At 43.3% G+C, this 12,840-nt stretch carries 14 protein-coding genes; 6 read left to right on the forward strand and 8 right to left on the reverse strand.

The genetic code is table 11. From position 1 onward, the window contains the following. Positions 1–300: 300 nt before the first annotated feature. Both F6K51_RS15835 and F6K51_RS15840 read right to left on the reverse strand, forming a co-directional pair. Positions 301–1,104 carry a class I SAM-dependent methyltransferase gene (locus F6K51_RS15835; RefSeq protein ID WP_293021679.1) on the reverse strand — a complete coding sequence of 268 codons (804 nt, stop codon included), beginning with the start codon at positions 1,102–1,104 and terminating at the stop codon, positions 301–303. 255 nt (positions 1,105–1,359) lie between these two features. After that, positions 1,360–1,578 carry a hypothetical protein gene (locus F6K51_RS15840; RefSeq protein ID WP_293021680.1) on the reverse strand — a complete coding sequence of 73 codons (219 nt, stop codon included), beginning with the start codon at positions 1,576–1,578 and terminating at the stop codon, positions 1,360–1,362. A 282-nt stretch (positions 1,579–1,860) separates the two neighbouring features. Here F6K51_RS15840 and F6K51_RS15845 point away from each other — a divergent pair, with 282 nt between their 5' ends. After that, positions 1,861–2,082 carry a helix-turn-helix transcriptional regulator gene (locus tag F6K51_RS15845; RefSeq protein ID WP_008188939.1) on the forward strand — a complete coding sequence of 74 codons (222 nt, stop codon included), beginning with the start codon at positions 1,861–1,863 and terminating at the stop codon, positions 2,080–2,082. Between the two features lie 244 nt (positions 2,083–2,326). Here the strand turns inward: F6K51_RS15845 and F6K51_RS15850 are convergent, their stop codons facing one another. Beyond that, positions 2,327–2,644, reverse strand: a complete 318-nt coding sequence (locus tag F6K51_RS15850) for a hypothetical protein (protein ID WP_293021685.1) — start codon at positions 2,642–2,644, stop codon at positions 2,327–2,329. Between the two features lie 370 nt (positions 2,645–3,014). On the opposite strand from F6K51_RS15850, the gene F6K51_RS15855 reads away from it, so the two are divergent. Next, positions 3,015–4,424: a zinc ribbon domain-containing protein gene (locus F6K51_RS15855; protein ID WP_293021687.1), complete on the forward strand. Its 1,410-nt coding sequence runs from the start codon at positions 3,015–3,017 to the stop codon at positions 4,422–4,424. 87 nt (positions 4,425–4,511) lie between these two features. Here the strand turns inward: F6K51_RS15855 and ltrA are convergent, their stop codons facing one another. From ltrA to F6K51_RS15870, 3 genes are all read right to left on the reverse strand, one after another. Then, entirely contained in the window at positions 4,512–6,347 is a 1,836-nt protein-coding gene (ltrA, locus tag F6K51_RS15860) for a group II intron reverse transcriptase/maturase (protein ID WP_293021688.1), read from the reverse strand. Between the two features lie 801 nt (positions 6,348–7,148). Beyond that, positions 7,149–7,397, reverse strand: coding sequence for a hypothetical protein (locus F6K51_RS15865; RefSeq protein WP_293021689.1), 249 nt, complete (start codon positions 7,395–7,397; stop codon positions 7,149–7,151). Between the two features lie 249 nt (positions 7,398–7,646). Then, complete coding sequence (locus F6K51_RS15870) at positions 7,647–8,732, reverse strand: pentapeptide repeat-containing protein (RefSeq protein ID WP_293021690.1); 1,086 nt, start codon at positions 8,730–8,732, stop codon at positions 7,647–7,649. An 809-nt stretch (positions 8,733–9,541) separates the two neighbouring features. On the opposite strand from F6K51_RS15870, the gene F6K51_RS15875 reads away from it, so the two are divergent. From F6K51_RS15875 to F6K51_RS15890, 4 genes are all read left to right on the forward strand, one after another. After that, complete coding sequence (locus F6K51_RS15875; RefSeq protein ID WP_293021691.1) at positions 9,542–10,153, forward strand: hypothetical protein; 612 nt, start codon at positions 9,542–9,544, stop codon at positions 10,151–10,153. Positions 10,154–10,245: 92 nt separating this feature from the next. Next, positions 10,246–10,500 carry a BolA family transcriptional regulator gene (locus F6K51_RS15880; RefSeq protein WP_293021693.1) on the forward strand — a complete coding sequence of 85 codons (255 nt, stop codon included), beginning with the start codon at positions 10,246–10,248 and terminating at the stop codon, positions 10,498–10,500. Between the two features lie 108 nt (positions 10,501–10,608). After that, entirely contained in the window at positions 10,609–10,932 is a 324-nt protein-coding gene (gene grxD / locus F6K51_RS15885; protein ID WP_293021694.1) for a Grx4 family monothiol glutaredoxin, read from the forward strand. Positions 10,933–11,151: 219 nt separating this feature from the next. Beyond that, positions 11,152–11,361, forward strand: coding sequence for a hypothetical protein (locus tag F6K51_RS15890; RefSeq protein ID WP_293021696.1), 210 nt, complete (start codon positions 11,152–11,154; stop codon positions 11,359–11,361). 36 nt (positions 11,362–11,397) lie between these two features. On the opposite strand, the gene F6K51_RS15895 is transcribed toward F6K51_RS15890, so the two are convergent. After that, positions 11,398–11,640: a DUF4351 domain-containing protein gene (locus F6K51_RS15895; RefSeq protein ID WP_293021698.1), complete on the reverse strand. Its 243-nt coding sequence runs from the start codon at positions 11,638–11,640 to the stop codon at positions 11,398–11,400. Positions 11,641–11,677: 37 nt separating this feature from the next. Then, on the reverse strand, positions 11,678–12,529 hold the full coding sequence (locus tag F6K51_RS15900; RefSeq protein ID WP_293021700.1) for an Rpn family recombination-promoting nuclease/putative transposase: 852 nt from the start codon (positions 12,527–12,529) through the stop codon (positions 11,678–11,680). Positions 12,530–12,840 lie beyond the last annotated feature (311 nt).

Below are 12,840 nucleotides of genomic sequence, written 5' to 3' on the forward strand. Positions count from 1 at the left end.
GTGGCACAGGCTTCCAGCCTGTGACCTAACCTCAGCTTATTTTATTCAAAAGCACCTCAAAGTGGCACAGGCTTCCAGCCTGTGACCTAACCTCAGCTTATTTTATTCAAAAGCACTGTGGCACAGGCTTCCAGCCTGTGACCTAACCTCAGCTTATTTTATTCAAAAGCACCTCAAAGTGGCACAGGCTTCCAGCCTGTGACCTAACCCATAAGCTAATAACTAATAGCTCATAACTAATAGCTGACCGCTGATAGCTAATAACTGATAACTGATAACTGACAGCTTATAACTGATAGCTTACCTCTCGATAGCATAAGCCTCAACCTCCAAGCGAAGCATTTTGACATGAGTCAAGCCTTGACTATCTATTGGATAACGCTGGATGTACCTATCCACAACAGTATTCAAAAATGTTTCTGTCAATTCCTGAGGAATTCTATTGGTATACGGAAACCAGGTTGTTCTTAACCACCCTTTCAATCCTTCTTTGCCTTGATGCTGCATATCTTTAGGAATTAACTGCACACGTTGAGCTTTAAACCCATTTTCTGGTAACCATCTTTGATACTCTTCAATGCCATAAAATGAATAGGGAAAGGTAAAGTATAGAAAATACTCTTTCCAGTCTGGAGCAGTGATAATTTCATCTATGATCAGTAGTAATTCCCTAGCATTACCTTTACCTCCCATCTGAAACAGTAATTTTCCGTGAGGTTTCAGGTGATTACGAACTCCTTTTAAAACTGACCCATGGTCAGTGATCCAATGTAAGACAGCATTAGAAAAGACAACATCGAAGCTATGGTTGAGGTTAATCGCTGTAGCATCCATAAGTTTAAAGTCTAAATTAGGATACTCTACTGGAGGAAATTTATTCTGAGCTAACTCAACCATAGTCTTGGATGAATCAATTCCTAAAACACTACCGTTGTTAATAATACTGGCAAATTCAGCAGTAATCTTTCCATCTCCACAACCAATATCCAGGAGTGTTTCGTTCCCGATTAGTGATAGCTTTTTAATTAGTTCTTTTGCCCAATTGAGCTGTGCTGAAGAATTCTTAGCATAATCATCAGCATTCCATTGATTGTGATTAGTCATATAGCGAAAGCATTCAGCGGTCAGCGGTCAGTGGTCAGTATTCAGCACTCAGCAGTCAGCAGTCAGTGCTCAGGGGTCAGCTTATTTTATTCAAAAGCACCTCAAGTATGGTGGCACAGGCTGGAAGCCTGTGACCTAACGACTGCATCAAGACAGGGTGGCACAGGCTTCCAACCTGTGACCTAACCCATAAGCTAATCGCTGATAGCTAATAACTGACAGCTGATAGCTGATAGCTGATAGCTTACCCTAAACCTATCGCCTCAAATTAACATGGCGAGTCAAAATCCGGATGATCTCACCCTCGACAGGAGAAGGAATCGGCGGGGTCCACGCTATGACTTCGGCAAAGCGAAGCACGTGCAATTGGTTAATCACACTCTCAACACCTTTGGGTACACCACAGGCGAGGAGGCGGACTGGGGTTTTGCCCTGAGGGACATCATAGATCGGAGCTTTGATGAGCTCTTGCATAGAACGTGGGTTTACCATTTATATATCACCTTGTTTCTTTGGTGGTGGAACAGCGATCGCACATCCCGGCCTGTAGAACCTATGTGCGATCGCTTTGTGCTGGCGAGGGAATTGCCAATCACTGTAACTGCGTACTTTTATAGTATATCCTATCTTGGCCAGTTTGTCAACACTTTGAGTTTAAAAAAAAATTATAGAAGTATTATTTTCAACAATTCATGCTGTGAGAGGTTACAATCAAACGTAACGAGCGTTTAGTATGGTAAGAGGTTAAACACTAAAGTGGTAATTCACTGGAAATTGGCAGTAGTAATGGCTGAGCGCAACATCAGCAACAAAGATCTAGCTGAGATAATTGGAAAGCATCCTAACTCCGTTTCCAGGCTAAAACGGCATCGCCGTCTACCTAGAATTGACGAAGACATACTCAACTCTCTGTGCAAAGCACTCAAGTGCCAACCAGGGGACTTGATAGTCTATCAAGAGGATGAACAAGATCCCTAAAACGGGAAATTTACCGGTAATCGGTAATCGGTAATCGATAATCGGTAACCGGTAATCCGTAATTTTCCTTGAGCCTTAGCCATCAGCGCGTTATGGATGGGCCCAAAAAATAGGAGCCTTTAGCTGTATTGTCAATGGTCTCTGCAATTTTTTTAGCCACCTTCTCACTAGTCCAGTAGCTGCTGTGAGCACTGCCACCATTGATTAATGCTAAAAATGTCGATTGTATCGGTTTAGCGACATTTTATAAGAATCCAGAACCGTAGGTAAGTACATCTTCAAGTTTGATGACTTTGTCATACTCATCTACTAATTTTGGCAACACTCCTTCTAGGGGCCAAGCAATGGGATCCCCCGGATGTAGAAAGTTTTGCCAGGGTAACGCCACTCCTTGTTGAGTCAGAATTGCCAGTAACTCCTTTAATTTGGAACTAATATCATGGGTACTGCCATCTCTGGTTTTGCCAACAATATGGAGCAGAGTAAATAGGGCAATCGGTGAACCCATGGTATGAACACTAGCCAGAGGAATGACACTGTCTTGCTCAGATTCGATTCCCAAAATGCTTTTGCGAATCTCCTGAAACTCTCATGACCAGGTATACTTGGGTCATCCCATCGACTAGCAAACAACACATCAAATAGGATAATCGTTCCCCAACTGTGAGTAACTAGGTGCAAACGGTCCTGATCTTGGTATCCCTCCAATCCCTGATCAGCTTGTCTACTCATCTGGTCAATAGCCAGAGAACCAACATGTCTGCTGAGGTAGAGAGCTCCGTCTCCAACGAATTGTAAGATTTGCTTTTCACGAAAGTCGCGCAATTAAATCCCAATAAATAGGTATAAAACGGTATCTAACGGTATAAAACCGACATTGACACTTTACTAGCGCCTTAGTATAATCAAGAAAGAAGACACAGCAGTTGACGATGTCATTGAAAGTAGGAGCAACTAAGAGACTATCGACTCAAATTGTCCCCGTGGTGGGGATGAGTAAGTCGGTAGAGTTTGAGTTGTTGCAGGTAATGAAAAAACTAGGCGTCGTCAGGGCTGAGTCTTACAACAAACTGGGAAGCATTAACCATTGGGGACTGGACTGGAAAAAGGCCATCCCGGAAGTAAAGAGCTTCAGGACTCCCAACACCCTGGGGCTGCCTGCTAAGCTAATGGATTGGACCATTAATGATGTAGCAAAAGCCATTACAGCGAGCCAAGCAGCCTGTACCGATGCCGTTGTCAAAAAAATCTATAAAAGGCTCCCCGGAAAAGAGAACCAAAAGGCTAGAAAAGAATATGCCACGCAACTACTGACCTTAGCTTTCCTGGATAATCCACTCCTTCACCGACTCATTAGAAAGGAGTTTCAGCGGGGGCATTCCTGGGTCAAGAACCAGATAGTTTATCAACAAGTAGGCTATAAGTGCAGAAGGCTCTCCCGCAACACTTATCAGTTAGAGCTAGCTGGATTAAGAAGAGGAAAAAGAAACAGAATAATCGTCAGATCTAATCGCAAAATAAGTGGGCAGATTAGATTAATCCACAATCAAACCCTACAAAGATTTGAGATTCACTTCTTAGTAGACTATGGAACCGTAGAAGTACCCGCCAACCGCCGTCCTGTTGGGATAGATAAAGGGTACACAGAGGCTTTCTATGACTCAGATGGCCAAGGGCATGGTTTGAACTTGGGCAAGGCGACTACTAAAAAGTCCGACCGTATTTGTGCCAAGAATCGTAATCGAGGGAAGCTTTGGGCAATACATAGAAAACTGGAAAAACTAGATCCAGTCAAATCGGCTCGAATACTAAAAAATAATTTAAACCGAAAGACAGAAAATAAGCGCTACAGACAGAATCAGTCAGAGCTGACAGCAATAATAGGAGCTGCTTCTAAGTCGCTGTTTAATGGCGAATCACTCTTAGTTTTTGCGGAAGATTTAACACAACCAATATTGAATAAACGCCAGTCCAAGGCTATGTCTCGCCAGCTCAATAGTTGGATGAAAGGAGTAATGCGGGATTCGTTACAGAAATGGGCTAATTGGACTGGGTCGGTTGTTACAGAAGTCCAGCCTAGTTACACGTCGCAAATTGACTCCGTGACCGGAACCCTTCTGGGGAAAAGAAGCGGGGACAGTTTTACCAGATTTAATGGGGTCGTGTTGCAGGCTGACCATAATGCTGCCAAAAATATCCTTGACAGAGGTACGGATCAGGAAATCACCCGGTACATGGCTAAAACCGAGGTACAGGCAGTATTGTTGCGTCGTACCGCGCGTTTCTTGGAAGGAATGGGACTTAGTTTACTTGATGCCATCGAGCTTGGATGGATTGGGTAGGTCGGCGGGGTTGCCCCCGCTTCGCCCCCTAAGCACCGTGCGAACAAGTCTCCAAGTACACGGCGCACCTAATTCCTTTTGAACACGTTATTTTTGCGACTTGCTTTTCTTCGATTTCCGGTTTTGTACCTTTTGGCTTTTGTTCCGGGTCTTAGAGGGTTTTTCCATCCCGCTTCTTAACATTTGTTGTATGTCGGGATTAGTCGCACCCAAGGCATGGATGGAGTGATGGCAATCGTTATGCAGGTAGATGAGGTTATCGTATTTGTCGAGACCCCCTAGGCTTTTTGGCATAATATGATGTAGATGCACTTTATCGTAATTACCTAGATTTTGCTGACAGAAGGGACATTTATATCCCTGTCTGTTGGCTATTTTGTCTCGTCCGCTAGAAAGTTTACTCCTCGCCGTTTTTTCTTTCTGCTTGACTTCCCTTTCCTTCCAGTATTCTATTAGTCCTGGGTCGTCTGGGGATTTATCGAAAGTCACTAAAGTGTGTCTTTCAATTCTTGTCCAAGCGAATTTGTTTATGTGATATCCTTCTTCTCCAAATACCCAATTGTCATCTCTGCCGGGACATAATTTACCGAAGTATTTTTTATTAACCCATTCATGAGATTTCTTTGAGTGCTTTCGTCTACCCCACCGTTGGAGTTTCCAGTATACGTAGTTATCAAGCTGTGAGAAGATTTCCTTGGAGACTGCTCCGCTGTGATAGTTGCTCCATCCTCTTATTATTGGATTGAGTTTATGTATCACTTCTCTCTGGGATACCCCTTTGAGTTTTTTGAATTCTTCTTTCAGTTTATTCTTGACTTTCTTTACGCTTTTCTGGGAGGGTTTGATGAGGGTTATTAATCCCGTTTTTCTACTGGTGGTCTTATACTTTCGGAAAGTCCATCCTAGGAAGTCGAATCCTGTGGATACATGGCTTATTTTGGTTTTTTCCTTGGATAGTTTTAGTCCTCTTTCAGATAACCACTTTTCGGTGATTTCCTTAGCGTTCGCCGCATCTTCCTCGCTTTCTGTTAGGATTACGAAGTCATCAGCAAAGCGGACGTAAGTCCTAGGTGTCACGTTGTACCATCCTCCACCATCTTTCTTCCTTTTGTCTCTACTCCATCTGTATTTGATTCCCAATTCTTTTTCTAATCCGTGGAGGGCTATATTGGCCAATAATGGGCTAATTATTCCACCTTGGGGGGTTCCTTCCTCTGTATTGTAGAATACGTCTTTGTAGACATATCCTGCTTTAAGCCACTCTTTAATAAGATGTGTTGCTGGGAAGCTTCCAATGGTTTCTAGGAGTGGTTCGTGGGCGATATTATCAAAACATCCTGAGATGTCTGCGTCTAAGACCCACCATTTCCTGTTCTTTTCACCACATATGTTTTGGAATATCCTTTGTCTAGCATCATGGGCACTTCTTCCTGGCCTGAAACCGTATGATACGGGTTCAAATCTGGCTTCCCATGTAGGCTCTAATGCATTCTTGACGATTGCCTGTAGGCATCTATCCGTCATGCTAGGGATTCCTAATGGCCTTTGTTTTCCGTTGGATTTGGGTATGTAGATGCGTTTTGTTGGGATTGGCTTCCATGCTTTGTAAGTGGTGAGGGCATCGACCATTTCGCCTCTTTCCTTGGGATTAAGTTTTGCCTGTCCATCTATCCCTGGGGTTTTTTTTCCACCATTTATCTGGGTAGCCTGTCTGACGGAAGTAAGGATATTGGAGTAGCTGCGGAGCATTAACCTCTGCAACTTGTTTACCTTTTTCCAGTTGCCTTCACGTGTCGCTTTGAAAATTCTACGTCTAAGTTTCCTAACCATCCGGTAGGCATTTTTCCAGTCTATGGAGTGCCAATTGGTGGTTTGCTCAGTTACGATACCGTCCCCCGAAGGTTTCGATTCTATCTTTTCCATATACAATTAGGGAATCAAAACGTATTTTTTCCTTGGCTCGGAATTAGTTCTGAAATTCAGCACTCTGCACGAGTTGAGGGATTTCCCTCTATCCAACCAGTTATGACCTTCCGGCTTTCCTGTTTCCTTTCGGTTGTTGGCTTTCGCTTGGTTCAGTCTTTTACCGGGCCCAGAGTTAGACCTCCTCTTACGATTTGGCTACCAATATCAATCGACCTAGATATTGGACTCAACCTCGGCTTACCCGGTTACACACATAGAAGATACGAATCTCAGGTTGCCGTCTCTACACCGAGTCCGTTTGTGATTCTGATTGCCCCATCAAGGCGAGGCTAATCCTGGAGCTATTACCTCCATTGTCGTTTTGGCAGAGGTATTGCTTATTACGGTGCCTTATATCAACGGTTCCTACTCGTCAACCTTTTGATTCTTTCCCTGCCTCTGTTCACCTTCTCGACATTCTGGTTTCCTTTGGCTTTACCCTCTAGCTGTGAAACCCATTGATTCGGGAGTAACCTAGTTTTCACCGAGTTATCCATCTCAATACGCTCCTTTGGGTGGGAACTTGGCCTGAATCCTGACCGTGGAAAGGCTCTTACCCCTTTCGCTTCTATGAGCGCCTTCATCGGTCGCCCCTTAATGGCAAGCATAGCAAAACTAAGGCTTTTAAGGAACTCCTGGCCGAGATGCCAGGAACGCCTAGACAGATTAGTGGGAGGCTTGACTCCAATTGCTGACTACCACTCCTCCCTCAGGCAACAATAAATTGCACCTTGACCGTTTTATACCGGATTATCCCGATTAATGACGGTTTAAGAGTATCTCTCTGAACCAGAACTCATTCCACACCTTCGATGCCTGTAATGCTGTTACCAGGTCCTTCTCCTGCTCAATTACCACATTACCCCAGTACAGAGGGATCTTTTTGAGTTGAACGGATGACTCAACATTATTTTGAATCAGATCGAAAAGCTTGTCAGCGTATTGGGGTGTTTCTCGATCTTGGCGAGTATTGACACCATGTATAAACAAAATGTAGTCCGTAGCCACGGATCACCCTCTCTTTTATGGAATTTTATAGATTCCATTAGTTTATGCGATCGCGTACCCTACCCGACCGCTATCATCGATTCTTGGTAGGGAGTAGGGAGTAGGGAGTAGGGAGTAGGGAATATGGCCTCAAAAATTATCTAAATGTAATTCTTGAGGGATGATCTTTTTACAAATAAATATAAGATGCACCCGATATAATTTCTGTCTTCTGTTTCCTAAAAATACAGCCAATTTATTATACTAATATTAATTCCTAATCAGGTAGTCTGGTAAAATAGTTTCGCTATCTATCTGTGCCAATTCAATCTGCTTTTGGGTCAGATTTTTAGCTCCTTGGAGGTTAGCCTCTCTTAAATCTGTACCCTGGAGATTAGCTCCCTCTAAATTTGCCTCTTGCAAGTTAGCTTGAATCAAAGATGCCCCCTGTAAATTAGCGTTCCAGAGGATTACCTTTTCTAGCTTAGCTCTCCTGAGAAATGCCCCTTCTAGGTTAGCATCAAATAAGCAAGCGTCTGTCAAGTTAGCTTTTATCAAGTATGCTCCTTGGAGGTTAGCTTGATTACAGTCTGCCCCTTCTAGATTGGCTCCGATCACATATGCTCCTTTTAGATTAGCCTGATTAAGACAAGCTCCTTGTAGTTTGGAGCCACTAAGGTATGCCTCTTGCAGGTTTGCTTCTGTTAAGTTTGCCCCAATCAGTGTGGCGTTACATAAATCAATTTTCTGATCTTCGAGTTCTTTTGAGCTGTCGCGCCTTGCAATAACCGTTAGGGCACCTTGAATATCAATAGGGAGTTTTTGGTCTTCTGTAATTGGAAGAGGACTGGATGAGTCATTTATTTGCTTTTGCTGCTCTACATGAATCTTCCCAGGGGACTGATATCGCACAAATGTCGATAAAATTTCCATAATTTTCCAGTGGTCTTGGGCAGAAACCTTAGCAATTCGTTCTAGGGCATAAATTCCACCTAGCCGTAGGGCAATCTGATCAGAACTCAGCCACTCCAGGGCATTATTCAAGCATTGAATTATTTGCTTGTCTTCTGTACCGATAGTAGTCTTGACAGTTATACCAGTTTTTGAGAGGTTATATAAACCTTTGTTTAAGTAGTAAAGTTTAATCAAAATTACTAGTCCAATAGCCATTATTACAACAGCTATAAAAAACAAAATTTTGTCTTTTTGCTCTACTTGATTTACCAAAAAAAATAGTTTATTGAGTTGGGATTTTTCAAGAAACCCCTCAATAAAATTTATGGGAAATACCACAAACCAATATAACGAAGCAATCCCTAAGTATACTAAGCCACTATAAATCAAAAAAACAACCATTTTCAACCGTAAAGGGTGATTGTTGGGCGGGTTTACCTTGAGCTTCATGTCTTGTATTATACTGACTCAACTGGTATAACTTATTAAATCACCATCTTGTGAATATAATGTGAAGAAATTAAAAAATCTAACTAACGAGCTATATCTATATACAGGGAACAGGGAACAGCGGATCTGGGAGTAGGGAATCGGGAATCGGGAATCGGGAGTCGGGAGTAGGGAGTCGGGAATCGGGAATCGGGAGTAGGGAGTCGGGAAAAGCGGGAAATGGGAAGAATTATCCCGGAAATTATAGTGTATTTTGATACATATTTTTATTAATTTATACGTAATAAAAGTACCTCCTTTTTAAAAAACCTACCCTTGTAAGCATCTCCCCATCTCCCCATCTCCCCATCTCCCCATCTCCCACACTTCCCTCTCTTTCCCAACTCCCAACTCCCGACTCCCTACTCCCTACTCCCTACTCCCTTGACTAATCAACGGAATAGAATAGGATAAATCTGACGCCAAGCTAGGATATAAAACACAACAGTCCATACCAACAACCAGATTAAAGGTAACTAGTTAACCTGTAAGTAGTCAGCCTATGCGCTACGCACACGCTGCGCGAACAGCTATCAGCTATCAGCACACTGACATACCCTACGGAACATTTTAGGACTAGTTTCAGTCTGAACCTTAAATCCAACAACTCTGGTACCTGCTTTACCTTTCCAAGAAGCCCTTGATCCAGTTTGGTAATGGTACTATACCAATAGTTTGGATTTACTCTATTATTTTAGGTAACCAATTCCCAAAGCTATAGTATGGTTTATTCTGGCACTCTTAATTCGGTCAGGCTCGCCTGTTTCGTTGCTCTTCCCGTCATGGCAGCTTTGGTAGTACTGCCACCAGCCCAGGCACAAGGTGCTGATATCCAAGTAGAATCAGACATCACTGACCCCAACAATACCGGACCGTTGACTCAAGAAGACAGCCTATTGAGTATGCCGGGGGGAGAGCGGATGATGCAAGAGGCGACTAACGCTATTGATTCAGGGAACTATAGCGTAGCTGCCAAAAAACTCCAAGAAGCACGTCAGATATTCAACCAGTTGTCTAACTTTTACCAACAGCTGGCTTCCAGTTTTTCTGGCATTGACAACCGAGTCTACGAGTCTCAACGGCAAAAAGCCCTGGAAACTGCTGAAAAGCGAGATGAAGCTACCTATCGGCTAGCCCTAGTCCATCGAGCCAATGACCAGCCAGAATTAGCTGTCCCCTTGTTAATTCAAATTATTCGGTCTCAAAATCCAACCAGGGAATTGGGAAAAAAATCCTACCAACAGCTGTTTGAGCTAGGATTCGTCGATTCTCCCTTTCCTAGAAATGGCAATAGCCAGCCCACCTCATCCGCTGGTTCTAATAAAGGGAGTTAAATTGTAAGCTATCAGCTTAAGCGCTACGCGCATATGCTTACGTTTAATTTTAGTATATTTTAGAAATTCGACTAGAAACTAGAACAAAAAAAATGGATCCGATTAGTACACAGCAAGTTGAAGAAAAGATTAAAGCATCGATACCGGATGCTCAGGTAAAGGTAGAAGATTTAGGGGGTGGTAACCATCTGCAAGCCATTGTTGTCTCCTCCGAGTTTGAAGGTAAATCCCTGGTGAAACAACATCAGTTGGTTTATGGTGCCCTAAGCCAAGAGTTGGCAACAGAGGCCATTCACGCCCTAGCCCTAAAAACCTATACCCCTGAAGCGTGGGCTGGCAAGCAGTAAACTGGCGTAAGTCATAATTAGAAGAGTCTAGGATTTCGCGATCGCTAGACTAATATAATATCGACTATCAAAATAACTATCTAGATATCCCAGGAGTTTAAGAAAACGATGACACCAGAACTGAAAGAGAGAATAGATAAATTAACACAAGAGCACAAAATTTTGGTATTCATGAAGGGCAGCAAACTAATGCCCCAGTGTGGCTTTTCCAATAATGTTGTCCAAATTCTGAATCACTTAGGAGTTCCCTACGAAACTGTAGACGTACTACAAGATTTCGACATCCGTCAGGGAATCAAAGAATATTCCAAGTGGCCAACGATTCCTCAAGTGTACATTAACGGAGAGTTTATCGGTGGGTCTGATGTGATGATTGAGATGTATCAAAATGGTGAATTGCAGCAGACCGTGGAAGTCGCCCTGGCATCCTAATCCTTGACTGCACCAAACTATTGACACAACTGAAGAACCGCAAAAAGCGATCGGATTAGGAAATGCGATCGCTTTCTTGATGCAATAGCGAGTGGGGTAAACCACGGCAGTCGCTCATGGGGGGAACCCCCTTTGGCGGCACTGGCTCCCCAAGACCGCGCTGCATCGCTTTTTTTAGGGCGTTGCTTAATAATGGAATGATTTTAAGAGTTTTCTGGAATGGACATGTTGGTGGAATGGGCATCTTGCGTGGAACTGGCATCTTGCCAGTTTCATGCTTATTGTGGAACTGGCATCTTGCCAGTTTCATGCTTATTGTGGAACTGGCATCTTGCCAGTTTCATGCTTATTGTGGAACTGGCATCTTGCCAGTTTCATACTTATTTTCGAGCGGGCAGGATGCCCACTCTACTCCTATTCATTGCTTGATTCAGCAACGCCGAATTTTTTCCTATTCCCTATTCCCTAGTGATCCAACCAAACCGCTAAATCCGTTGCTGTCTCAAAATCCAACAACGCTTCACTCAATTCCTCCAATCGAGTAATCGATAATCCCTCAATCCGCTGTTGGAGCACAGGGTCAAGTAAACCTAACCTCAGGGTTAGCTGACGGATCACAACTAATAGGGCTCCCTCCTGCTTACCGCGCTGGAGTCCCTTTTGGACTCCCTTTTGGATAATATCTTGATAGGTAACTGATTCTTCCATAACTTCCTCTGACAAGGTGAACACTGACAGTTAAATCTCAGCAGTGATCCAACCAAACCGCTAAATCCGTTGCTGTCTCAAAATCCAACAAGGCTTCACTCAATTGCTCCAATCGAGTAATCGATAATCCTTCAATCTTCTGTTGGAGCACAGGGTCAAGTAAACCTAACCTCAGGGTTAGCAAACGCATCACAACTAATAGGACTCCCTCCTGCTTGCCGCGCTGGAGTCCCTGCTGGAGTCCCTTCTGGACTCCCTTTTGGATAATATCTTGATAGGTAACTGATTCTTCCATAACTTCCTCCCTCAACAATCGACAGACTAAATTTTTGTCAAACCGCAAACCAGCCAGTACATCTACACAGGCCGCTAGGTTTCCCCGTAATGGTTTTTCTTCAATTCTATCTACTTCCGCAACCACTTGCTCTAACAATCGATTAGGGCTATTACTCCTAGCTAAAGTCGCCAAGGGTAACAAAGCCTGATTGGCTAACAACGGTAATGGGTCTTGTTCCCACAGACGAATTATTCGATAACGGTGCCAGGTATTAGTATCCCTAAACTCGTTATTGAATACCATCTGTGAGGTCGTAGACTTTAGGAAAATTACCACCTGCTCAATCGGACATCGATATTTCCGTTGTAGTCTGACCCAGTAGTCCAACATCCGAAATGGTAATGGTGGCTCGGATTGGGGCAGGGTTTGAAATTCTAGGTGCAGAATTTGGTTTGTGCTTTGGAGTAAACTCAGAGCATCTGCTTGAATGGGTTCAGCACTTAATTCGGTTTTAAGTACCTGAATATCCTGAGGTTCTTTACCCAATAGCCACTGAAAAAACTCCGATGGATATTCTTCTGCTAGGTATTTGCAGATATTGTCGTAAGCCAAGGCAAATTGTTCAAAATTAACACTATCTCAGACACTGTATTAAATCTGAACCAGAAAATTTATAGCACCTGGATCTTGTTTATTGATGCAAGTTATGATAGCGGAGTAGTTCTGATTTACAGAATACCTTTAGATAAGATTTAAATCAGAAGGATGCATCTCATTAAAGCTGTTTGAGCTGGTGGGTGGAATAGGCATCTTGGTAGAATAGGCATCTTGCCTGTTCCCTGATTCGAAGTTCCCTACTCCCTACTCCCTACTCCCTACTCCCTACTCCCTACTCCCTACTCCCTACTCCCTACTCCCTACTC

The sequence above is a fragment of the Moorena sp. SIO3I8 genome (assembly GCF_010692325.1).
Lineage (GTDB): Bacteria > Cyanobacteriota > Cyanobacteriia > Cyanobacteriales > Coleofasciculaceae > Moorena.